Genomic DNA, 22,085 nt, shown 5'->3' with positions numbered 1-22,085 from the left:
CACGACAAAAAGTCGCGCCGTCTAGCCCAGCGAGCGAGCCCCCATTCTAGCGCACGCCTCCTATCGGTTGCAAGCTAGCGGTCGGAAAACCCGACTAAACGAGCGAGCGGTCGGTTAGAATGTGGTAGGACTCTCCCTCCTTCTAGTAACGGCAGCCGGCGAGCAAAGGTTCACTACGTCTTTCATCGGTTTAACGTCAAAGTGCTTCGCCAGCGCAGCGATCGAATCGAGCGCCACCCGTCGCTTCACCTCGGGATTCATGCTCATCGCCGGAAAGAAGCGCAGCTCGGGCGCGTCCGCGGCCGTGAGAAAATCCAGCGGATGCAGCAGAATCGACGGCTCGGTGCGGGTCAGCTTGCAGGCGGTCATCGCCGCTTCGAAATAGGCACGAGCCAGCGCCGGGGAGATCATCGCGATATAGAGGACGTAGGAGACGTGGATCGGGATCTTTGCCAGCGGAAAGGTCGTGACCGGGATCTCTGCGATCGGTCCGTTCGATAGCTCGATCCGGTGCTGCGAGTTGCGGCGGAAGCCATCGGCGAAGCTTCCGAAGAGATCCTCGCGCTCCGCGCGGTCCTTTGCGCTGAGTTTCGCACTGCGGAAATAGTACGCTCGCGCCAGGGGACCGATAAACGTCGCAAGCGACGAGGCGTCGTAGAGGTAGCCCCGGGAGACGAGCGTCTCTAAGATCGTCTCGGAGCGGGTAAACCCGGGTCCGCGAAAGCCGCGCGGCCGGACGCCGGTTACGCGTTCGATCGCCTCTTCGGCGCGGCGAAGCTCGTCGTCGATCTCCAAGCGCCCACGGCGATGCATCCACGGCTCGTGGTGGTGCGAGTGATTTCCGATCTCGTGTCCGCGGCGCGCGATCTCGGCGAGCACTTCGGCGTTCTCCGGGCGCTCCGCGTCTTGTCCCACGATGAAGAAGGTAATGCGCAGCTTCATCTGATCGAGAATGTCGAGCACCGCCGGCACGAGCTGCGGCAGATACGTTGGAAAGTCGGTCCACCCGGGATTCCCGTGAGTCTTCATGTACGACCACTTGTTGTCGAGGTCGAGCGAGAGCGAAGCCCGCATCATACGGCGACCGCCTGCGGCTGCTGCGTCGGCGATTCCGCGCGCAGCGCAGGAAGAAGACGCTTGGCCAAGCGCACCGTTTCGTTGACGTTGAGCGTGCCGTTGACGATGTTGGCGCTGCTCGCCATGAAGAGCCCCGGAATGCTGGTCTCTACTGGCGGGAGCCGGCTCGAATAGTCCAGCGTCGGGATCGGAAAGACGTGCGGCACGCGCGAGACCCGGAACGCGCGAACTTGGCTTCGTGAGAAGTGCGGGTGCATACGTGAAAGCGCGGTCAAGAATGAATCCTCGATCTCTTCGTCGGAAAGCCGCAGCGCCGGGTCGTCCGAGGCCACGTACTTGGGAAGATACACGAGCGACTTGCCGTTGAATTCCTCGCGGTCGACCAGGGCGGTCATTTCGATGACCGCGGTAAACGGCACCGTCGCGTCGGCGATGTTCGTGATGTAATACGAAGTCAGCGGCGAGTCGATCAGCGCGGAGGCGCAGACGATGCCTTGATATTCCACGCCCGCGCAAAGTGCGCGCTCGCGGGCGCTCAGCGTCGGACAGATACGCGCCGCCAGCGGCGCGGCGAGCGTGACGACGACTTTGTCGAAGCGCAGGAGCTCGGAAGCCGTTGCGATGCCGACGCCGTCGGGCAACGCCTCGACGGCCTGCACCGGGCAGGAAGTGCGCAGGGTGACGCCGCGGGCCGCGAGGCGTTGTTCGAACCGGCGCAGCGTCCGATCGTATCCCCCCGCGACGTAGCCGAAGCGCTCCCGCCCGACGCCGCTCGAGCGCGCCGCGTACATTCGCGCGATGATCGCCCAAATGAACGCCGCGGAGGCGCGATGCGCGTGAGGCCCGAGCTTCGCTCGGAGAAGCGGAAGCCAAATGCGTTCGACGGTGCCGCGTCCGCAGAGGCGGGTGAGCCAGTCGACCGCCGTAATTCGTTCCAGCGGCTCCCAATTCTTGATTCGCGACGCGTGAACGATCGTTCCGCCCAACCGCGCCTTCTGTACCAGCGAGAGCGGCGGGAACTTTAAGTAGTCGAGGGTTCCCGAGAACGAATGCATCGAGCCGTCTACGAAAAAGCCCGTGCCCGGCGTATTCCAGCGCAGCTCGCTCTCGAGGTCGAGCTCGCCCAACAGCTCGATCAGCGTTCGATCGCTCAAGAGCGTTACGTGATAATGACGATCCCAAACGACGTCGCCGAGCTGCCAGGGCGCGGCGAGGCCCCCGCACCGGGGGCCGCCCTCGAAGATCGTAACCTCGTGGCCCTCCTTCGAGAGCTCCCAGGCGAGCGTCATGCCGAGCATGCCGCCGCCGACAATACCGAATCGACTCATTACGAGCTCTGCGCGATCTCCATCGGCCGCAGCGAGGAGCCGGAGAGCGCGTACTCTGCGGCGCACGACTGGCAGCGCATGGCGGTAGGCCGGTCCATCGTCGGCGTCAGCGACTCGAGCGGATGTCCGCAGGCGCACGCGTATCCGACGGGGCGCGCCGGGTTTCCGTGCACGATCGCAAAGTCCGGGACGTCACGGGTCACGACGGAGCCCATTCCGACCATTGCGAATCGTCCGATCGTCAAACCGGGGCCGATCGTCGCTCTCGCGCCGATCGTCGCGCCTTCGCGAACCAGCGTGTGGAGGGTGTACTCGTTGGGGTCGGACGATTGGAGCCGATCGAGCTGCGGCGTCGTCGCGCGCGGAAAGCGTTCGTTCGTGAAAACGACGCCGGCCGCGATCATGGCGCCGCGCTCGATCGTCACCCCCGTGCAGACGTAGACGAAGGCGTTGATCTTGACGAAGTCTTTGATCTCGACGCCGTAGGCGATGTAGCTCTTCTCGCCGATTATGCAGTTGGAGCCGATCGTCGTCGAATGACGTACGTGCACGTTGTCCCAGATTGAAGTGTTGCGGCCGATCGAGACTCCCGGCTCGACGATGGCGCTGGGATGAACTGCCATCTAGCTTGCCGCTAGCGCGCCGGCCCGCAGCGGCGTCAGTTCTTCCAGCTGGCTGCCGATTCGTTCCCAACGCGCGCACTCGAGCGCTGCATAGGCGGCTTGCACCGCTTGAACCGATGCCAAGGCGTCGCGCTGCGTGACGAGCAGCCTCGCCTCTCCACGAATGGCGCCGCAGAAGTTGCCGATTTGGTCGGCGAAGGCCTGAATTTTGTCGTATCCCTTGCCGAAGGTATTCCAAGCGTCTTCACCCTGGCGCCGGAACCGCGATTCTTTCCAGCCCACGAGGATCGTGCCGGCGCTGCCATAGATGCGCAGGAACGTTTCGAGCTCTTTGTTGATGCTCCACGAGAGATCGGCAGCACCCATGACCCCCTCGTCGTTGTGCACGAACAGGCGGACCGTATCTTCGACCGCCAACCCCTGCATCCGGCGCCCCTCTACGACCTGAATATCGCGCAGGTTGCCGAGGAGATATCGCAAGATGTCGACCGCGTGCGTTCCGTTGTCGATCAGCACGCCGCCGCCGCTGACCGTGGAGTCGGAGTTCCAGCGCCTGCTCATATCGACGAACGAGGTGAACGCGTTCTCGGCGAAGACCAGGTCGCCGATCTCGCCGGCGAAGAGGATCTCGCGCGCACGGCGGACGTCCGCCGCGTAGCGGAACTTCGAGGCCATCGTCAGGATCATTCCGCAGTGTTCGGCAACCGCCAGCATCCGGCGGGCGCTGTTCACCGTGATCGAGAGCGGCTTCTCGCAAAGCACGTGCCGCCCGGACTGCAAGATCTTGCAGCTGATCGACTCGTGCGTTACCGGAGGCGTGCAGACGATCGCGGCGTCGAAGCTCGATTTGCGCAACAGGGCCGGGAGCAGCGAGTACGCGTCGCAGCCGATGCGCGACGCGAGCTCCTCGGCGGCCGCGCCGTTCGTATCGCAGACGGCGACGACGGTTGCCCCTTTTACCTCTCGAAAAGCCGCTTCGTAGGCGCGGGCGATTGCGCCCGCGCCGACGATCGCGAAACGTAGTTCCTTCATGCGCTGTGCCTCCAGGTGAGCGTCTCGGCTGCCGAGGTCATGGCCTCGGCGATGTAGTTGACGTCGTCTTCGTCGTAGCGGTCGTTCCAGGGAACGACCAGCACGCGTTCCAGCGCGGCGTAGGTGCCCGGGAAACGCTCGCGATCGTACGCGAGCACTTCGGGACGAGCCATCGTAAAGGGATAGCCGCTGTTGCCGAACGTCTTGCGCTTCTGGAAGACCTCGCACATGAACGCCGGCTTCTGAATGTATCGCGGCGCGCTGAAGATTCCGCGCTCCTTGAGCAGCGCGGCCATTTCGAGCACCGCCTCTGCCGGGAGCGACTCGGACGTGCGCACGACGTACTTCCAGTAACTATGCTGCGCGCCGGGCAGGATGTAGGGCGTCTCGATCGCTTCGAGCTGTCCGATCCGTTCGGTGAGCATCTCGGCGAGCATGCGGCGGCGAGCGACGACCTTCGGCAGCTTACCCAGCTGCGCGACCGCGACGCTGCCGGCGAGCTCCGACATGCGATAGTTCAGTGCCAGGAAATAGTGATCGGGCTGCGGATCGCCGTACCCCCAGGCTTTGTTGATGAAGAGGTAGATCCGCCGGGCGAGAGCCTCGTCGTTGGTGACGACCAGACCGCCCTCACCGGTCGTGATGTGCTTGCCCTGCTGCAGGCTGAAGCACCCGATCTTGCCGGCCGTGCCGACGAAGCGGCCCTTGTACGCGGCCAGGAACGCCTGGGCGCAGTCCTCGATGACCGGGATGCCGTGACGATTGCCCAGCTCGACGATCTCGTCGATGTCGCAGGGGTTCCCGAAGAGGTGCGTGACGATGATGGCTTTGGTCTTGCTGCTGATCCGCTGCGCGACCGTCTCGGCCGTGACGTTGCACGTGCGAGGGTCGACGTCGGCGAAGACCGGGATCGCGCCTTGATAGAGAATCGGCGTGAGCGCGCCCATGTCCGTGATCGCGGTCGTAATCATTTCGTCGCCCGGCTCCGGGTCGAGCGCGGCGATCGCGCAATGGAGGGCCGCGGTGCCCGAGGAACAGGCATAAGCGTATTTTACGCCCATCATTTCCGCGAAGTGCGACTCGAGGGCGGTGACGAATGAACCTTTGGTGCTCGTAAGCGTTCCGCTGCGCAGAGCAGCGGAGACTGCGGCGATTTCCTCTTCGCCGAGCGTTCTTCCAGTTGCGTCCTGGTCGGACGGCAGCGTTCTATGCGGTGCGAGAGGAAGGGTCGTAGCCATTTTTATTTAGTGCTCCGTTCGTTTGAAGGCGACGTTTTTGGTGAAATCTTCGTCCCAAAAAAGCGGTGATTTGCCCCGTGAAGAGGGCTAGACTGGTGTACTGGATGACGATCGTCGCGGTCGTACCGATGGCGAGCGTCGTGGAGTTGACTCGAAGGATCAGCAGCAGCCCGACGACGAGCGGAAGGAGCCCGGGAAAGAGCCCGGGGACCGCCAGCCACAACGCGGGACGATGGCGAAAGGCCAGCGCAAGCGTGCTGTACGTTTGCGCGGCCGTGCGTAAGAAGTTGAAGCCGCCGCGGGCACTGCGCCGCTCCGCCGTCCATTCCAGCGTCGCGGGAACCTCGACGACCTGCATCTTCTTGCGCAGCGCGTCGAGCAGCATCTCCGCTACCGCGGGCTTGTCGTCGCTGCGGAACTGAAGCTCGCGCAGGGCGCACACGCGAAACGCGCGCACCATGCAGGTCAGCGTGGCGTACTTTCCGCAGACCGCCAGCGAGAGCAGACGATTGGCTTCACGGCTGAGGACCCGGCGCAGGAAAGGAACTCCGACGACCGATCCTCCCGGCATGTACGGCGACGCCATCGCGATGTCGGCATGCGAGGCTTCCAGCGCCTCGAGCAGCTGCATCGCGACCGCGGGCGAATAGGTGAGATCGGCGTCGAGCAGCACTGCCAGCTCGGTATCTACCGCAGCAAAGGCGGTGCGTAGGGCCGCGCCCAGGCCGCGGTTGTGCTCGTGACGGACGATGCGTACGTTGGGCCGCCAGCGCGCGAAGGTTGCGGCAACGGCGCCCGTCTCGTCGGTGCTTCCGTCGTCAACGATCAGAAAGTGAAACTCGTACCCGCTGCCGCGATGGATGGCAAAATATTCGGAGAGCGAGGAGAGCGCCGCGGCGAAGAGGCTTCCTTCGTTGTACGCGGGGATGACGACGGTTACGCCGGTCATGCCGGACCCGCCGCCAGCGCGTTGTGCATCCGCGCAAAGTAGTCGTCGTAGTCGTTGACCACGACCGCGTCTTTGTTTACGACTATTCCCAGCACGTTGTCGATGCCGATGAGGCTGAGCTGGCCGATCGCGCGGCGCGCGTCGCTCTCTTCGGTCTCGTCGGCCGCGACCACGAAGAGCGAGCCATCGACCTGCGCGGCGACCATCAATCCATCGGATACCGCGCCGAGCGCCGGCGTATCGACGATGACGGTGCTATAACTCTTGCGCGCGGTTTCGAGCATCGACTCGAAACGCGACTGCAGCAGCGGAATCGGATTCGTGTTGTCCGGATGGCTCGGCAGGATGTCGAGACCTGGATCGACGTGCTGCACGGCCGCGTCGAGCGTCGAAGTGCCTTCGAGCACCTCGCCCAAGCCCACGTTATTTTTGCAGGCTGCGATCGTGTGCAGCGTCGGCTGACGCAGGTCGGCATCGACGAGGAGCACCCCGGGCTGCAGCGTCGCGAGCGTCTTGGCGAGGTTGAAAGCGACCGTCGATTTCCCCTCGCTGCGGCGCGCGCTCAGGACGGCGAGAGTTTTGATCGGCCGCCGGTTGCGCAAGCGCAGCGTCACGCAGAGGTGGAGGAACGCCTCCATCGTCATCGAGTGAACCCACGGGATCGCCTTGGTCTTGCGCTCGTCGAAGGCCGGGATGCGAGCCACGACCGGGAGCCCGAGGATGCGGGCGAAGTCGCGGCCGGCGGACCGTCGCTCGATCAGGTCGAGAATGTAGACGACCGCTAAACCCAGCATCACGCCGAGGACGACAGCGATCAGAAGGTTCGTCCGGAGGCTGGGACGTTTGATCGCGGAATCCGCGTTTGCCGGCTGAACGACGATGATATCGCTGATCGCCGTCGTCTTTGCAACGATCGCGTCGCTATACTTTTGCGCCAGCGCGTTATAGACGTTGGCGGCGCGCTTGGCATCCTCTTGGAGCGACGAGAACGCGATGGCTTGCTCCGGCAGAGCATTGACCGCCGGCTTATTGGCCTTTACCTCTCCGCGCAGCGCCCGGATTTGACCCTGGTCCCCCATGACGCGGGCGCGATAGGTCGCTGCCTGCTGCTCAAGGCTCTGGTAGAGCGGGTTCGGCGCGACCGTCGTGGAGCTGACGACTGCCTGCGGCTGTGCCGAAATCTGCGCGACCAGGGCATCCCGCTGCTGACGCAGCGCAATCACGGTTGGATGGGCCGGCGTGTACTTCTGCTGGGCCTCGCTCAGCTGCGCCTGGACGTCGGCAAGCTTGGTCTGCAGGTCGGTCGCGACCGGATTCTGCCCGACCTGCTTCGCGCTGTCGACGGTGCTGGACATCGCCGCGAGTTGGCTGGTCGTACTGCTAAGTAAGGCTTGTGCTTCGCGGACGTCGACGGTGAGCTGGTCGATCTGTAAGTTCAGCTGGCTGACCCGGGAAACGACGTCTTGCGCGTGGGCGGTCGCATCGATATAGCCGTGGGCGGACTGAAACTGGGCGAGCCGCGAGGCACTGTCGTGCATCTCCTTCGCTGCGTCGGGCATCTCTTTGGAGAGGAAGCCGATCGCGGCCACGGCCTGAGACCTTACGAAGTCCCGCTCCTCTTCGACGAACGCGTTTGAGAAAGCATTGGCGATCTCGGCCGACCGTTCGGGCGACGACCACGTAACGTTAAGGTTTAGGAGAGCCGTATTGACGACGGGCTGCACGTTGACGCTGCCGAGCAGCTGCTTCGGCGTCGCCTTTAGGCTGAGCTGATCGATGACGGCAGTGGCAATGCCGCGTTGCTGAGCAAGGGCAGCGAACGTTTCCGCCGACTGTTCTCCGCTCTGCAGGACGAGGGCATTGAGCACCGGGAGCGCCGTCGTGTTATCGACTGGAGCCGCCGTCGTATCCGAGCGGCCCGCCAAGAGGCGAACCGTCGTCGTATACGATTTAGGAGCGGCCAGCGTTCCAAGGATAACGAACGCGGCAAAGCCGCCGGCCACGGCAGCAAAAACGCGCCACCGCTTGAGAATCGCACGGTACAGCCGCTCAACGTCGCGTCCCTCGTGAAGCTGCGGCTGCCCTTCAAACTCGGCCAAACCGTTCTGACCGCCGTTGTATGGCATCATTTCCGACATCGCCATGCCATCGTACGCCGAGCAGCACCTCGACCGTAAGGACGAGTCTACTCAACGACCGGGACCTTTGCAACGGGGTCTTGTTTCCTTGCCCGGGGGTCACGGCCAATGGTGCTTATGACTCTGCATTGCGCCGCCTGCGTCTGGTTATGATCTAAACATCCATGGCGACGCGTATCGTCGAACGTCCTATAGCGGCGCGCAAGCCCGTTATTGGGGCCGCACCCCGCGCCTATCCGGCAAAGTGGACCGCCATCTTGCTGATGATGGACTTGGCGCTCTTCATCGTGGCCTCGGGCCTCGGGGCAGCGATCGCCTTCCATCACTGGAACTCGCCCCGGATCCTGAGCCACCTTCTGATCGCCGATGCGATCTTCGTCGGCCTCTGGGTGCTGGTCTTCGACCGCCTCGGCCTCTACCGCCGGACGTACGCGCTTTCGATGAAGGACGAGCTTTACTATACGGTCGCCGCGCTGATGCTCGGCACGGTCCCGCAGCTGATCCTCTTTACGATCTATCCGGAGATCTCGACCTCCCGCGTCGCGCTACTCGTCTCCCTAGGCTTTTCGATCCTGATGGTCGGCTCGGCGCGAGCGATTCTGCACCGGGTCCGCAGTCAAGAGTGGTTCAAGAGCCGCCGCAAGGTGAGCATCGTCGGAACCCAAGAAAACGTCGAACGCGTCCTCGAGAGCCTCGAGCTGAGTGCCGGCACGGAGGCACAGCTCATCGTCGTCGATGACTGCGCCGAGGCGATCGAGCGGATCGACCTCAGCCGCGATCCCAACCTCAACCGCATCGAGTGGTTCAACCACGCGCGGCGCTCGGGCTGCGACTCGCTGATTCTGACCGAAATGGTGCCGCCCAACCTGCTCGCACATATTCTGGAGGTCGCGGCCGCCGACCGCATCTCGCTGGCGTTCGCTCCGCCGAAGGTCATGCGCTACTGCTACGACCTCTCGCTGCGGACCGACGGCAAGCAGGTGCTGATCGTTCCGGCACGGCTGCGTGCGTGCACGCCGCGCGCGCAGCTCGTGAAGCGCCTCACCGACATCTTCTTTGCCTGCGTGGCCCTGTTGATCTTCGCACCGGTCATGGCGGTCGCGGCGATCGCGACGCTGCTGGATTCCGGCTTTCCGGTTCTCTTCGCGCAAGAACGCGTTGGTCTCGGGGGCAAGCCATTTCGCATTTTGAAGTTCCGCTCGATGCGGCAGGATGCCGAGCGCGAGAGCGGCGCGATCTGGGCCAAGCGCGACGATCCGCGCAAAACACGCGTCGGCACGTTCCTGCGGCGTTTCAGTATTGACGAGCTGCCGCAGCTCTTCAACGTCCTGCGCGGCGATATGTCGCTCGTCGGGCCGCGTCCCGAGCGGCAGATGTTCGCCGATCTCTTCCGTGCGACGATGCCGCGCTACGACGAGCGACACCTCGTGCGCCCCGGAATCACCGGCTGGGCACAGGTGCACATGGCGCGAAATTTCGACGCTTCCGCAGCTGGAGAACGACTTGAGTATGACCTGCAGTACCTCGAGAACTGGTCGATCTTTCTCGACTTTGCCGTCCTCTTTCAGACGCTCTGCGAGTTCCTTTTCCATCGAGCGGCCGGATGAACCGTAAAGTACGAGTCCTCCACATCTCTCCCTCGATCCGCGGTTACGGCGCGGAGCGGCTCGTCATCGAGCTGCTGTCGCACCTGAAGTCCCGCGACGTCGATGCCGCGCTGCTGACGATTTACGAACCGCCCGAAGAAGTACGCGCGACGCTGCCGTTTCCGGTGCTCACGGCCGGCCGCAAGAACCGGGGAGATCGCCTCTTCCTTTGGCGGCTCGTGCGCGAAATCCGAAGCTTTCGCCCCGACATCGTTCACACGCACACGCACGTCGGGCGCTATTGGGGACGCATCGCCGCGCTCTGTTCGGGCGTTCCGCAGATCATCCACACCGAGCACAATCCGTGCGACTTTCGAAAAAAGTCGGCGGTCGAATCGCTCGCGGATTGGATCCTCAATCGGGGAACGTCGCGAATCGTAACGTTCTTCAACGAGCAAGGCTCGCGCGTGAGCAAGCTCGAGCACTTCCCCATGCGAAAGGTCGTGATGATCCCCAACGGCCTGGAGCTTCCAGAGCCGAACGAGGACCGGCTCGCGGCACGAGCGAGGCTCGCAATCCGGCCCAACGAGTTTGCAATCTTGCTCGTAGGCCGCATGGAGTATCAGAAGAATCACATTCTCGCGCTGCGAGCCTTTTCCGCGTTGCTGCGCCAGACCAAAGAAAAGGCGCTGCTGCTTTTCGTCGGGGCGGGCGAGAACGAAGACATGCTTCGCGGGCTGGCGCGCGCGCTCAATATCGCCGATCGCGTTCGCTTCCTCGGATATCGTAACGACGTTCCGAGCCTTTTGCGGGCAGCCGACCTTCTCTTGATGACGTCCTGGTTCGAAGGGATGCCGCTTGCCGCACTCGAGGCCATGACTGCGGGCATACCGGTGGTCACGACGCCGTGGCTCGGTGCAAGCGACATGCTCGATAACGGGCGTTACGGTTTTCTCGCCGCCGATTTCGAGCCGTTCAACGTCGCCGCGCAGATCGAGCGCGCGATCGCGCGGCCGATGATTCGCCGCAGCGTCGCGGAGCGGGCCAAGCAGCACGCGCTTGATGCCTATGGTGTCGATCGGATGGTCGACGCGCACCAGCAGCTCTATCTACAGCTCTCCGGCATCGCTTCATGAGCGCCGGACGCCTCATCCTCGTCACGGCGCGTTTTCCCTTCGGCAGCCAAGAAGCGTACCTCAACGTGGAGCTCGCCGAGCTCGCGCGGCACTTCGACGACGTCGTCGTTGTGCCGGCCCGGCCGCCGGCCTCCGAGGCGCGATACTCCGTTCCAGACAACGTAACCGTTCTCGAATGGCCGCTGTTCAACGCCGAAATTCTCAGGCGCGCCGCCGCAACGGCGGCCGTCGCTCCTCTGCGGGCCGCGCGGACGTTCGCAAAGATCGTCGGCTCTCACGATCCGGGGCGCCTGAAAAACCTCGCGGTCTTCGTAAAAGGCCTCGCGCTCGGGCACTGGGCCGCCGAGCATCGCGTGGATCACATTCATGCCTATTGGATGTCGACGCCTTCGACGGTGGCCATGGTCGCGGCATCGACCAGCCGGCTGCCGTGGAGCGCGACGGCGCACCGCTGGGACATTTACGAGCGCAATGCGTTCGACGTCAAAGAGCGCAGCGTCGAGTACGTACGCGCGATCTCCGCGCGCGGCGCTCGAGATCTGCGCGCGCGCATGCCGCGGCTCGACGGACGAATCGCCCATCTTCGGCTCGGGATCCAAATACCGCCCTACGCGGTCAATCGCCGGCCGCAAGCTGCCAGCTTTCGCATCGTTTGCCCGGCAGCGCTCGTCCCGGTGAAGGGACACTCCGTTCTCTTCGCCGCCCTCTCGCAGCTGAAAGACTCCGGCGTTCCCGTGCGGTGTACGCTCTACGGTGCCGGGCCGCTGCAGGCCGAACTCGAGCGCGAGGTCGCGTCACGGGCGCTGCAGGATCAGGTCGAATTCGGCGGGCACATTCCTCAAGGGCGGCTGCACGATCTCTATCGCGCGGGCACCTTCGACGCGATCGTTCTGGCCAGCCGGGACGCCGGAGAAAAGATGATGGAGGGCGTACCCTCCGCGTTGCTCGAGGCGATGGCGTTCGGGATCCCGATCGTCGCCACGAACTCCGGGAGCGTGCGCGAGGCGATTGACGGGCGCAGCGGGCTGTTGGTGGCCGCGGACGACTCCAGCGCGCTGGCCGCTGCCCTTTTTGACGTATACGGTAATCCTAAGGCCGCGCGATCGCGCGCCGAGCGCGCCTACGAACTCGTCGCCAAGCGGCACGACGTGCGCGCGCAAATGCGCGACCTCGCCGCAGCCCTTCACGGAAAGGAACGCGCATCTTGAACATCGCGATCATCGGACTCGGCTACATCGGGCTGCCGACGGCGGCCCTGTTTGCGGAGAGCGGACACCGAGTCTACGGGTACGACGTCAACGCGAAGCTCCGCCACGCGCTGCAGCGAGGAGAGGTCGCCGCGGCTGAAGAGCCGGTGCGCCGCGCCGTCGTCGACGCGCTGGCGAGCGGGCGTTTTCACGCGGTGGACCGCATTCCGAGCGCCCAGGCCTACATTCTCTGCTTGCCGACACCGACGCATGACGGAAAGCCGGACCTCCACTACGTCGAAGCCGCCGCTGCAGAGGTCGCTGCCGTCGCGAAACCGGGGTCGATGCTCGTTCTCGAGTCCACGGTTCCTCCCGGCGCGACGGATCGCGTCTTCGAGCAGGCGTTGCGCTCCGCCGGAAAGTCGATCGACGATTTTCACATCGCCCACTGCCCCGAGCGCGTGATTCCGGGCGCGATCATGGAGGAGCTGCGCACGAACGGCCGGGTGGTCGGAGGCCGCACTCCGGAGGACGCGGCGCTGGTAGCCGAGCTCTACTCGTCCTTCTGCGAAAGCCCGATCGCGATAACCTCGATTCGCACCGCCGAGTTCGTAAAGATCGTCGAGAACACATACCGCGACGTAAACATCGCGTTTGCGAACGAGTTGGCGATCGTCGCCGAAGAGCTTGACATCGATGTCTGGGAAACGATCGCGATCGCCAACAAGCACCCGCGCGTCGACATCTTACAGCCGGGCCCCGGCGTCGGAGGGCACTGCATTCCGGTCGACCCGCACTTCCTCTCGGACGCGAACCCGTTCGTGACGGAGCTCGTCCAAGCCGCACGCCGAGTCAACGATCGGATGCCGCACCGCATCGTGCGGCGGATCACCGAGCTCGTCGAGCCGGCTCGAGGCCGCAAGGTCGCGCTTTTGGGTGCCGCCTACAAGGCCGACGTCGACGATGCCCGTGAGAGCCCAACGATTCGGATCGACGGACTGCTGCGCGAGCGCGGCTATACGACCGCGATTTACGACCCGCTCGTTACGGAGTTCGAACGGCCGCTAAGCCGGACGCTCGCCGAGGCGGCGACCGACGCCGACGCATTGGTTTTGGTGACCGCTCACAGCGCCTTCCGCAGCATCCGGCCCGCCGAAATGGTAGCGCTGATGCGCTCTGCGCGGCTCGTCGATACGCGGAATTTTTTCGACGCCGCGCAGTGGGAAACGTGCGGCTTCGCCTGCTATCAGCTCGGGCGGCCGTTACGGCGAGTCACTGCACGCGCGGTGGCATGAGCCTACTGCGCCGCGTCGCGCTGGGATTTCCCGTCAGCAGCTGGTCCCATCAACGTCCGTGGTGCGTCGACTCACTTACCGAACCCGGCGCGCGACGGTACTTCGTCGAGTGGAACCCCGATAGCTCGGTCTACGGCGAAGACTTCGACGGCGCGCCAAAAGACGCAGACCTGGTCCTGCTCAGCGGCCCGCAGCGCCACTACCACCCGATCCGCATCGCGCAGTTCGCTCTGCACCGGTTCGGCATTTGGTGCACCGCGCGCGATCCGGCCGCACGAACGGACTTTCTCGCGCAGGCCGATTGGCTGCGCGACCACCAGCGCCGCGAGGGACTTCCGGGCCTCTACGTCTTCGATTTCCCCTGGAGCAAATACGGAGCGCCGGCCGGCTGGACGTCGGCGATGGCGCAAGGCGAGGCGATTTCGGTGCTGCTGCGCGCCCACCGGATCGAGCCGAACGCTGGCTATGCCGGCGCGGCAATGCGCGCGTCGCAGCCGTTTACCGCCGGTATCGATCGCGGCGGCGTCGTGTGGGAATCGGCCGACGATATCTTCTTCGAAGAGATCGCCAACCGTCACGCGCCCCACGTGCTCAACGGCTGCATCTTCGCGCTGTGGGGCCTGTGGGAGCTGTGGAAGGTCAACCCCGAGCCTTGGATGCAGGCCCGAATCGAGCGCTGCGTCGCAACGCTGCGCGCGTGGCTGCCGCGATTCGACACCGGCTGGTGGAGCCTCTATAGCCTGTTGCGCAGCGCTTCCGGCCGCCCGCATCTTGCTACGCTGAAATACCATCAGTTTCACATCGCCCAAATGCGCGTGCTCGCCAAGATGTTCGACGAGCCGCGCTTCGCCGCGGTCGCCGATCGATGGACGGATTACGCCAGGGAACGCGGCTCCAGATCGCGGCTGGTTCGCACGACGCTGCGCAGTCTCCCCGAACGTCTCTCCGGCCGCGATACGGTCCTCGGAGGCGCGCACACGTGAAGGTCGCGGTCGTTACGCACTTTTACCCGCCGGAGGCGGGTGCGGCGGCCTTACGCGTGCGCTCTTTGGTCGATGCCTTTGCGGCAAAGGGACACGACGTCACGGTCGTGACGCCTTATCCGTCGTTTCAGCACGAAACCGGCGGGCAGCGGCGCCCGATCGTCCGCATCGAGCACGCCGAAAATGCGCGAATCGTACGGCTCTTCTCGATCCTCGCCCCAAAACTGCCGGGATCGCGCTTGCTGCATTGGCTCTCCGCGGCGTTCTCCGCTTCGCTCTACCTGCTGACGACGCGCGAGCGTTACGACGCCATTGTCGTCAGCTCGCCGCCGATCACGCTCGCCTTCCCAGCACTGGCCGGCGCCGCGCGGCATCGTGCCCGGCTCATCGTCGACATCCGCGACGTCTTTCCCGACATCGGCGTCTCGATGGGGGTTTGGAAGAAAGAGAGCCTCGTCGTACGGCTCATGGAGCGGCTTGTCCGCCGCCTCTACCGCCGGGCCGATCTCGTGGTCGTCGTTACCGCACAAGGCATATCGCAGATCGCCGCACGCGGCATCGACCGCGATCGGATCATTTTGGCGCGCAATGCTTACGAGCGAGATGCACTGGTCTCCGATCTTCCGCCGCATGCCGGCAGCGGTGATGGCTTTACGGCGGTGTACGCGGGAAATCTGGGATTGACGACAGACGTCGACGTGCTGGTCGACGCGGCGGCGCTGGTCGCCGGCGAGGGTATCACGATCGAGATCATCGGGGACGGCGCTCAGGGTACGCGTCTGCGGGAACGGGCCGCCAACGAAGGCGTGAGCAACTTGCGCATCAAGGGCAGCTTCCCTCGCAGTGAGGCGCTCGCGATGATTGCGGAGGCCGACGTCTCCGTGATTCCATTGCGCAAAGGTCTCACGGAAAGCATTCCGACGAAGCTCTACGATTCGCTTTCGGTCGGCTGTCCGGTCGTGATCGTCGCCGAAGGGGAGGCGGTCGAAGAGGGCTCTTCTCTGGGGGCACTGTGCTCACCGGCCGGTGATGCGGGCGCCTTAGCGGCGCTCCTTCGTCAGCTCTCGCTGCTCGACAAGAGCGCTTTACGCAAGATCGGCGACGACGGCAAGTCTCGTCTGAGCGAGCGCCCAGATCGTTCGGCCATCATGTCCGCGCTCGTCGGGCGGATCGCCGCTCTCTGCTGAGAGCGCGCCGCAACGTTGCGCAGCAGCGCCAGCATTGCGAAGATCAGCCATGCGTACTTGTACTGGAAGAGGTCGATGAACATCGACACCACAACGATCGCTAGCAGGCTGGCCTCGAGTACGAGGCGATAGTCGTAATACTCGCTGCCCGGCTCGATCTTGCGCAGCGAGCGGAACTGAGCGACAAAGAACCACCCGATCAGTGCGAGCCCGATAACTCCCGTTTCGACCAGATAGTGCATGACGAGGTTGTGCGCGGGGCTATCCCAACCGAACGGATACGGCTGATGCGTCACGAGGTAGAACATGTCGAAGGCCGCAGGAAAGTTGCCGATTCCATATCCCTGGAGCGGCCGGTGCTTCGCCGCTTCCAGCGCAACGGCCCAGATCGAGGTGCGCCCGGAACCGCCGGTGTCTGCCGCCGAGGCGAAGCGGAGAAAGACCGACGTCTGTACGGTTGCCGCGAACGCGGCGAGTACGCCTAGCCCCACGGCTAGCGTGACCCGATAACGCGAACGTATGAAGTAGTACGCCGCGATCAGCAGCAGCGCCGTGATGCCCTCGCGCGATCCGCTCAGCAGAATGGCGAGCAATATCAAGCCCAGCCCCCCGATACAGGCGAGGCGCCCGATCAGCTTTCGGCCGCGCAGTGCCCACATCGCCAAGACGGCGGCCGGAAAGATCAGTGCGTCGGCAAAGTGGTTGGGGTCGATATCGTATTGGCCTACGTGAATGACCAAGCGACGGTTGGCGAGGGCCACCTGTGAAAGGCTCGAGTCGTGGTAGAACATATTCGCGCCGTAAGCCGCCGCACAGACGCCGCCCACGACGACGAGCAGCAGTAAAATCCGAAACTGTTTCGGGCTGACGGGATACATGCTCACGACCGCATAGAGCAGCATCAGGCCCGCCAAGGTCGACATCATTTGCAGCGCGACCTTTTGATCGATCGCCCAGAGCGTCGTCGCAAGCAGCCAGAGCGCAAGGGCGCCCATGACGCGCAGGGGGGCAGCCGAGAACGAGATGAGATTACGGCGCGCGAGCCACAGCAGCACGAAGGCGCCGGCGACGATGCCCAGCAGCTTCGTTACCGTTCCGAACGACCCGGTGCTGAGCAGATTGTCGAACGGCACGAGCAGCGCGTAGAATCCAAAGAGCACTTGGAGCGGCCAGCGCAGGGCGACGTACAGGGCTGCGGGAACGAGCAAGAGCGCGATCGACCCGAAGGTCGCCATGCTTGGGCCGTAGAGCAGCACGAAGATCGATCCAATGCCGATCGCCGCGACCGCGGCTAGCGCCGCCCGCGGGGCGAGTCCTGACGAGTTAATTGCTGCCGTGCCCAACGCTCCTATTATAAGGCGCGCGTAGCGCGGGATCGAGAAGCAAAGGTCCCAAGCAAAGGGACCAAGGATTGATTGCAGGCGGCGCGCTCACACGTAGACTAGCAGCGTGGCCCATGGGTTCTGGCCGTGGCAGCTTCTGTTTGCCATGGCTCTCAACTGCGTCGTCCAAGCGCTGGCGATCGCCGCCTATGCGGCGCGCCTAGCAGGCGCGCGCTCGGGGCGTGTCGCGACGGCGATATCGCTCTTCAACATCTTCGCGACCAGCAGCCGGTTCGCGCAGATGTTCTATACGCCGATGCTCGGCGCTCTCTCCGACCGCGCCACCGTCGCCTCGCTGAGCGTCTACCAGTGGCAGCTGCGCTCGATCGTCTTCGCGGGAACCGTCGGCTCGGTCATCGGTACGCTCGCGATTCCTACGTTCGTGATGCTCTACATGCGCGCGATTCGGTCGCTAGAGCGAAACGGCAGCATACCGAAGGCCGCGCTTGCGATGTTTCGGCCGGCTACCGTTGCGGCCGTCGTCGGCGAGGTGAAGTTCGGCGTTGCAACCCGCTGGCGCGACATCTCGTTTAAGAACGTCCCCAAGGACATCCTCGTCCTCAACGTGCTGGTCACCGCCGTCTACGGCGTCGGCATCGTCGCGGCCGCCTATGCCAGCGTCCTGCAGCCGCAGGCCGCGCGCACCGCGGTGCTCTCCAGCGGACTCGTCAACGGATTCGCGACGATCGCATACAACATCATCGTCGATCCGGCCTCAGCCTTGCTCACCGACCGGGCGGTGCGCGGCGATCGCAGCGTCAACGACGTCAAAGCCTTAGTAACGGGCCTTTCGTTGACTTCGATTTTGGGTATGCTCTGCTCGCAAGCCATCCTCATACCGGCCGCGATGGTGATCGAGTTCGGGGCCAAGGCCATCTCCGGGCGTTAGCCGAGGACGCACTTTAGTGGACGCTCTGCACCTTGGGGAGTTTGATAACGTCGAAATCGCCCAGTTTTATCTGTGAGAGCACCGATAGATCCGAGCCGCTCCATGAATTGTTGCCGTACTGGTCGTTGGAAAAGTAGAGGCCGTTGCTGCTGGAACCCGTGTCGGCGAGGTAGACCCCGTAGCTCTTCATTGCGTTGGCCACCATCGTTGCCTGCGGTCCCCAGCCGGAGGTGTTGAACGAAGCCTTCAACCGCAGGCGTGCACCGTAGGGCAGCTGATACGAGCTCGATCCATAAAAGGCCAACCGATCCGTGTCGCTGGCGGGCGCAACGAACTGATATTCCGCGACTGTGTGCGCGATCGCCGTCCAGTCCAAGGCGTGCGCGATGGCGCCCGACTGATAATCCTCCCAGCGCACCATTCCCCCGAAAAGCGAGAGGCCGGAAGCCATCGCCGATGGCGTCCCCGCCGGCATCGGCTTGAAATGGCTGCGGAGTTGCCAGTTGGCACCGCAATAGGCACTAAGCCCCCCCGATCCGTAGGTCGTGCTGTAGGATTCGTACACGCGGCAGCTGTGCGTTTGTACGACCAGCGCGTGATGATCGCTCGTCGGCTCGATGAAAAAATTCGAAATCCACGGGTAGGGCACTGGGAACTGGTGGTATTTGACCTTTGGCTGAACCGTGAGCAACGGCGTCTTCTTATCCGCAAGGTTGATTTGCTCGTTGCCGGTCGAAGCGTAGAAGCCGGCGGTGTTTCCCGCCTGGATCATCGAGTCGATGTAATCGGCGCTGTGCTTGTCGACTCGGGCGTTTGTAATGACGTCGTTATACGGATGACCTTTGAACGCCGGGCAGCCGTAAAAGGTCGATAAGTTCGGCCGCAGCGCCGCAGCGGACGCCGCCCCAGCGGGCGTCACCGCGGGCGTGATGCCCCCCGAACAGGCCCCAAGGGCAAGCGACGCCATAACCGCAGAGCAATATGAAAAACGAAGGGTGCCTCGCAAGTCCAATCTCCCCCCAACATCCGGCGCGATGGGCCGGACGAAGGGCACCCTTCGACAACCAGTACGAAAGTACCATTTCGGATGGGACGAAAGTCCCGCTCGGCGGCCCCTGGCACCCAGCGCCGCCGAGCGCTAAGCGACCCTTAGTTCGTGTCCAGCGGCTCGTTCGAGGGAGGCTGGTGTTCGAAGAACGACCTCGAGTATTTCGCCGGAATTTGCTTGAACGGCAGCGGGCTTTGGCTGAAGTTGAACATATCGGTCATGCTGTTCGCGCGCTGATCGGTCGTGCCGAGGCTGCCGAGACTCCATACTTGCTCGACGAATTTGACGATGCTGCCGAACTCGTACTGCGTATGCGAAACGTTGTTAGGTATAGCGTATGGGGAAACGACGATCATCGGCACCCGGAATCCGAGCCCCGCGTAGTCGAGCTGCGGCGGAGCTACGTGATCGTACCAGCCGCCCCAGTCGTCCCACACGATGATAATCGCGGTCGAGTTCCAGTACTGGCTCTTGCCGATCGCGTTGACCACTTGCGCGATCCAGGAAGGGCCCGTGTCGCGCGGGGCGAGACCGGAGTGATCCGAGTTTGCCCCGTCGGGGATGACCCACGAAACCGAGGCTAAGCGGCTCGCCTTAATGTCCTTAAAGATATTCTTCTCCGGAGAAGAAATGTTCGCCGTCCACTCCGGCCCGTTTCGTACCGGATAGATGACGTCGAACGCGTCCCAGTAGTCGCCGGCAAGTCCCCCGCCGTTCAGCGGCGGGGTGTAGTACTTCCACGAAACCGATTTAGCATCGAGCAAATCGCGCAGCGTGTTGTAGGAGCCGGACGGCGGAAACTGGTTCGAGCACGGAAACGGCCCGTCTTGGATATACTTGTTTTGCTCGGTCAACATCGGTACGGTCGTTCCCGCCGGTGCGTCGCAGCCCCACGGCCCGTGAGACGGGAAATCGAAGAGGCTTTCGCTGCTGGTAACGGCGCTGTCGCCGCGGATGAGATCCTGATGCCCCGTGAAGCTCCCGCTCGTTTCGGTTGGATACATGTGGTCGGCGAGGCCGTAGGTACTGGCCAGCGTCCAGTACGGGGCGATCTGCTTGGGATTGACGTAGGCGTAAGCGCACTTCGGGCAGGGGTGCGAGTTAGCCCACACCTTGTTCCAGCCGTCCATATTTCCGTTGTCGTAGTCGACTTCAAACGCCTGATGGCTATTATCCAACGCTTTGGGGCTATAGAGCCTTGTCTCCGTGAGCTTAATCGTCTTCCCCGTACTCATCTTTCCGGTCGTTGCCCCATCTGCATTGGGGAACGTCGCGAAGAGATTGTCGAAGCTGTGGTTCTCCTGCACCATGATGACGACGTGTTGGATTTGGCCGATCGAGCCGGTGTGTCGTTTGACGTTCGTTTGATCTGTTGCGGTTGAAGGCACGGCCGAAACGCCGCCGAGGCTTGGATTTGCGCCGCACGCGCAGAGTGCCGCGGAGGCGATGAGGCCGGCAGTTGTTGTTACGAAAGAATTATAGCGTCTCAAAGTGCTGTAAACTTTGATCGCGTCGCCCGGCTATCCCGCAGTCGAAGCGCTTGGAGGCAAAAATTGAGGCTTCCGACCTATAGGTCTATTTCGTTTTTTAAGGCGCTACCCTTGTCCCTTAATGTGAGCCGAAAGCCTCAATTTTGGGCATTTTCGCAATTTCGCACGGGAATTCGCGAGGCGCCGCAGCGAACCGAAACGCTTATGAAATCGCGGTATTTACTTTTCTGCGCCTTAGCTGCCGCCTTAACTGCCTGCAGCGGTGCAAACTCTTCGCCAGTACCGGTAACGCCGGCGCAATCGCTTCAAGCAGCGCACTCGAATGCTCATCGGAACACGTCGGGCAGCATCTCGCACGTCGTAATTGTGATTCAAACCAATCGCAGTTTCGATAATCTCTTTGCGACGTTTCCCGGCGCCGACGGCACGACGAACGGACTGATGCCCAACGGCCAAACCGTGGCGCTGACAAAGAGCAAGCTCTACACTCGAAAGCTCTATCAGAACAGCCGGGCGGCCTTCAAGGTCGATTACGACAACGGGCAGATGGACGGCTGGAGTAAGGTCTGGGTCAGCCGTAAGCCGTGCCCCAAGTGTGCGTATCAGTACGTCGACCCGGCCCAGGTTCGCCCATATTGGGCGATGGCCAGGCAATACGTGCTGGCCGATCACATGTTCCCAACGGAGAACAGCGGAGACTTCAGCTCCCACCAAGACCTCATCCGCGGCAGCTCCGCGATTAACGCCGACGAAAGCATGGTCGACTTCCCCAGCCACGGGCCGTGGGGCTGCGACGCACAGAGCGGCACAACGGTTCCGGTCGTCACCAGCGCGGGGCAGTACATCAAGAAAGGGGTGTTCCCATGCATGACTTACAGCACGCTTGCAGACCTCCTCGATGCGAAGTCCCTCTCTTGGAAGTACTACGCACCCCCGCTCTTTGACGGGGGCCTCGCAGGGGCATATTGGAACGCCTTCGACGCCGTCAGCGGGGTTCGGCACGGCCCGGACTGGGGCAACGACGTCTCGATGCCGGAGACGAACTTTTTCAGCGACCTCGCCGGCGGTTCGCTCGCGAACGTCACGTGGATATCCCCAAACGACCAGAACTCCGACCATGCCGGTTTCGACAAGTCCGATAAGGGGCCGGCGTGGGTTGCAAAGATCGTCAACGCCGTCGGCAAGAGCAAGTTCTGGAACTCGACCGCCGTCATCGTCGTCTGGGAGGACTGGGGTGGCTGGTACGATCACGTGGCGCCGCCGCAGCTGGACTACGCCGGCCTCGGAATGCGCGTACCGATGATCGTCGTCTCGCCGTACGCGAAATCCAGCTACGTCTCCCACACTCAGTACGAATTCGGCAGCATCATCCGCTTCGTCGAAGACAACTGGAATCTGGGACGGCTCGGCACGACCGATACTCGCGCCACGAGCATCGGCGACGTCTTCGATTTCACGCAAAAGCCTCGCAAGTTCAATCGCATCCCGGCGAAATAGGCGACCGGCGGCTCTCCGGC

General features: G+C 63.3%; 17 protein-coding genes and 1 pseudogene. 8 read left to right on the top strand and 10 right to left on the bottom strand.

The annotated features are described in order from the left end of the window. Positions 1-114 precede the first annotated feature (114 nt). The 7 genes from VGG51_09700 to VGG51_09670 are packed head-to-tail and all read right to left on the bottom strand — an operon-like array spanning position 115 to position 8,385. Positions 115-1,077, bottom strand: a complete 963-nt coding sequence (locus tag VGG51_09700; protein ID HEY1883296.1) for a polysaccharide deacetylase family protein — start codon at positions 1,075-1,077, stop codon at positions 115-117. Continuing rightward, positions 1,074-2,405, bottom strand: coding sequence for an NAD(P)/FAD-dependent oxidoreductase (locus tag VGG51_09695; GenBank protein ID HEY1883295.1), 1,332 nt, complete (start codon positions 2,403-2,405; stop codon positions 1,074-1,076). The genes VGG51_09700 and VGG51_09695 overlap by 4 nt, the downstream gene beginning before the upstream one ends. Then, the gene (locus tag VGG51_09690) at positions 2,405-3,028 is read right to left on the bottom strand and encodes an acyltransferase (protein HEY1883294.1); all 624 of its coding nucleotides are present in this window, start codon (positions 3,026-3,028) and stop codon (positions 2,405-2,407) included. The genes VGG51_09695 and VGG51_09690 overlap by 1 nt, the downstream gene beginning before the upstream one ends. After that, a complete protein-coding gene (locus tag VGG51_09685) occupies positions 3,029-4,060 on the bottom strand; it encodes a Gfo/Idh/MocA family oxidoreductase (GenBank protein ID HEY1883293.1) in 1,032 nt (343 codons plus the stop codon). Beyond that, positions 4,057-5,298 carry a DegT/DnrJ/EryC1/StrS family aminotransferase gene (locus VGG51_09680; protein HEY1883292.1) on the bottom strand — a complete coding sequence of 414 codons (1,242 nt, stop codon included), beginning with the start codon at positions 5,296-5,298 and terminating at the stop codon, positions 4,057-4,059. The genes VGG51_09685 and VGG51_09680 overlap by 4 nt, the downstream gene beginning before the upstream one ends. Further along, positions 5,267-6,247 (bottom strand): glycosyltransferase family 2 protein, encoded by a 981-nt coding sequence (locus VGG51_09675; protein HEY1883291.1) that lies wholly within the window; start codon positions 6,245-6,247, stop codon positions 5,267-5,269. The genes VGG51_09680 and VGG51_09675 overlap by 32 nt, the downstream gene beginning before the upstream one ends. Then, positions 6,244-8,385, bottom strand: coding sequence for a polysaccharide biosynthesis tyrosine autokinase (locus VGG51_09670; protein HEY1883290.1), 2,142 nt, complete (start codon positions 8,383-8,385; stop codon positions 6,244-6,246). Before VGG51_09670 ends, VGG51_09675 begins: the two co-directional genes overlap by 4 nt. A 164-nt stretch (positions 8,386-8,549) precedes the next feature. On the opposite strand from VGG51_09670, the gene VGG51_09665 reads away from it, so the two are divergent. Genes VGG51_09665 through VGG51_09640 form a run of 6 tightly spaced genes read left to right on the top strand, consistent with a single transcriptional unit; the run spans position 8,550 to position 15,759 of the window. Continuing rightward, on the top strand, positions 8,550-9,992 hold the full coding sequence (locus VGG51_09665) for a sugar transferase (protein ID HEY1883289.1): 1,443 nt from the start codon (positions 8,550-8,552) through the stop codon (positions 9,990-9,992). Then, positions 9,989-11,107 (top strand): glycosyltransferase, encoded by a 1,119-nt coding sequence (locus tag VGG51_09660; GenBank protein ID HEY1883288.1) that lies wholly within the window; start codon positions 9,989-9,991, stop codon positions 11,105-11,107. The genes VGG51_09665 and VGG51_09660 overlap by 4 nt, the downstream gene beginning before the upstream one ends. Beyond that, the gene (locus VGG51_09655; protein HEY1883287.1) at positions 11,104-12,315 is read left to right on the top strand and encodes a glycosyltransferase family 4 protein; all 1,212 of its coding nucleotides are present in this window, start codon (positions 11,104-11,106) and stop codon (positions 12,313-12,315) included. The genes VGG51_09660 and VGG51_09655 overlap by 4 nt, the downstream gene beginning before the upstream one ends. Beyond that, the gene (locus tag VGG51_09650; protein ID HEY1883286.1) at positions 12,312-13,589 is read left to right on the top strand and encodes a nucleotide sugar dehydrogenase; all 1,278 of its coding nucleotides are present in this window, start codon (positions 12,312-12,314) and stop codon (positions 13,587-13,589) included. Before VGG51_09655 ends, VGG51_09650 begins: the two co-directional genes overlap by 4 nt. After that, entirely contained in the window at positions 13,586-14,572 is a 987-nt protein-coding gene (locus tag VGG51_09645) for a D-glucuronyl C5-epimerase family protein (protein HEY1883285.1), read from the top strand. The genes VGG51_09650 and VGG51_09645 overlap by 4 nt, the downstream gene beginning before the upstream one ends. Next, complete coding sequence (locus VGG51_09640) at positions 14,569-15,759, top strand: glycosyltransferase family 4 protein (GenBank protein HEY1883284.1); 1,191 nt, start codon at positions 14,569-14,571, stop codon at positions 15,757-15,759. Before VGG51_09645 ends, VGG51_09640 begins: the two co-directional genes overlap by 4 nt. Positions 15,760-15,968: 209 nt before the next feature. Here the strand turns inward: VGG51_09640 and VGG51_09635 are convergent. Further along, a pseudogene (locus VGG51_09635) lies at positions 15,969-16,418 on the bottom strand (O-antigen ligase family protein). Positions 16,419-17,208: 790 nt separating this feature from the next. Here VGG51_09635 and VGG51_09630 point away from each other — a divergent pair. Further along, positions 17,209-18,030 carry a DUF2837 family protein gene (locus VGG51_09630; protein HEY1883283.1) on the top strand — a complete coding sequence of 274 codons (822 nt, stop codon included), beginning with the start codon at positions 17,209-17,211 and terminating at the stop codon, positions 18,028-18,030. Between the two features lie 13 nt (positions 18,031-18,043). On the opposite strand, the gene VGG51_09625 is transcribed toward VGG51_09630, so the two are convergent. Together VGG51_09625 and VGG51_09620 are read right to left on the bottom strand one after the other, a co-directional pair. Next, complete coding sequence (locus VGG51_09625; GenBank protein ID HEY1883282.1) at positions 18,044-18,997, bottom strand: hypothetical protein; 954 nt, start codon at positions 18,995-18,997, stop codon at positions 18,044-18,046. A gap of 182 nt (positions 18,998-19,179) precedes the next feature. Further along, positions 19,180-20,568, bottom strand: coding sequence for an alkaline phosphatase family protein (locus VGG51_09620; GenBank protein HEY1883281.1), 1,389 nt, complete (start codon positions 20,566-20,568; stop codon positions 19,180-19,182). Between the two features lie 204 nt (positions 20,569-20,772). On the opposite strand from VGG51_09620, the gene VGG51_09615 reads away from it, so the two are divergent. Continuing rightward, positions 20,773-22,065, top strand: a complete 1,293-nt coding sequence (locus VGG51_09615; GenBank protein ID HEY1883280.1) for an alkaline phosphatase family protein — start codon at positions 20,773-20,775, stop codon at positions 22,063-22,065. The last annotated feature ends 20 nt before the right edge of the window (positions 22,066-22,085 follow it).

This window comes from Candidatus Cybelea sp. (assembly GCA_036489315.1).
In the GTDB taxonomy this organism is placed as follows: domain Bacteria; phylum Vulcanimicrobiota; class Vulcanimicrobiia; order Vulcanimicrobiales; family Vulcanimicrobiaceae; genus Cybelea.
This window is presented reverse-complemented; position numbering and strand designations above follow the sequence as displayed.

What these genes read in the sequence shown, in the direction of transcription:
- VGG51_09700 (HEY1883296.1), bottom strand. Translation starts at nt 1,077, where the DNA reads ATGATGCGGGCTTCGCTCTCGCTCGACCTCGACAACAAGTGGTCGTAC.
- VGG51_09695 (HEY1883295.1), bottom strand. Translation starts at nt 2,405, where the DNA reads ATGAGTCGATTCGGTATTGTCGGCGGCGGCATGCTCGGCATGACGCTC.
- VGG51_09690 (HEY1883294.1), bottom strand. Translation starts at nt 3,028, where the DNA reads ATGGCAGTTCATCCCAGCGCCATCGTCGAGCCGGGAGTCTCGATCGGC.
- VGG51_09685 (HEY1883293.1), bottom strand. Translation starts at nt 4,060, where the DNA reads ATGAAGGAACTACGTTTCGCGATCGTCGGCGCGGGCGCAATCGCCCGC.
- VGG51_09680 (HEY1883292.1), bottom strand. Translation starts at nt 5,298, where the DNA reads ATGGCTACGACCCTTCCTCTCGCACCGCATAGAACGCTGCCGTCCGAC.
- VGG51_09675 (HEY1883291.1), bottom strand. Translation starts at nt 6,247, where the DNA reads ATGACCGGCGTAACCGTCGTCATCCCCGCGTACAACGAAGGAAGCCTC.
- VGG51_09670 (HEY1883290.1), bottom strand. Translation starts at nt 8,385, where the DNA reads ATGTCGGAAATGATGCCATACAACGGCGGTCAGAACGGTTTGGCCGAG.
- VGG51_09665 (HEY1883289.1), top strand. Translation starts at nt 8,550, where the DNA reads ATGGCGACGCGTATCGTCGAACGTCCTATAGCGGCGCGCAAGCCCGTT.
- VGG51_09660 (HEY1883288.1), top strand. Translation starts at nt 9,989, where the DNA reads ATGAACCGTAAAGTACGAGTCCTCCACATCTCTCCCTCGATCCGCGGT.
- VGG51_09655 (HEY1883287.1), top strand. Translation starts at nt 11,104, where the DNA reads ATGAGCGCCGGACGCCTCATCCTCGTCACGGCGCGTTTTCCCTTCGGC.
- VGG51_09645 (HEY1883285.1), top strand. Translation starts at nt 13,586, where the DNA reads ATGAGCCTACTGCGCCGCGTCGCGCTGGGATTTCCCGTCAGCAGCTGG.
- VGG51_09625 (HEY1883282.1), bottom strand. Translation starts at nt 18,997, where the DNA reads ATGGCGTCGCTTGCCCTTGGGGCCTGTTCGGGGGGCATCACGCCCGCG.
- VGG51_09615 (HEY1883280.1), top strand. Translation starts at nt 20,773, where the DNA reads ATGAAATCGCGGTATTTACTTTTCTGCGCCTTAGCTGCCGCCTTAACT.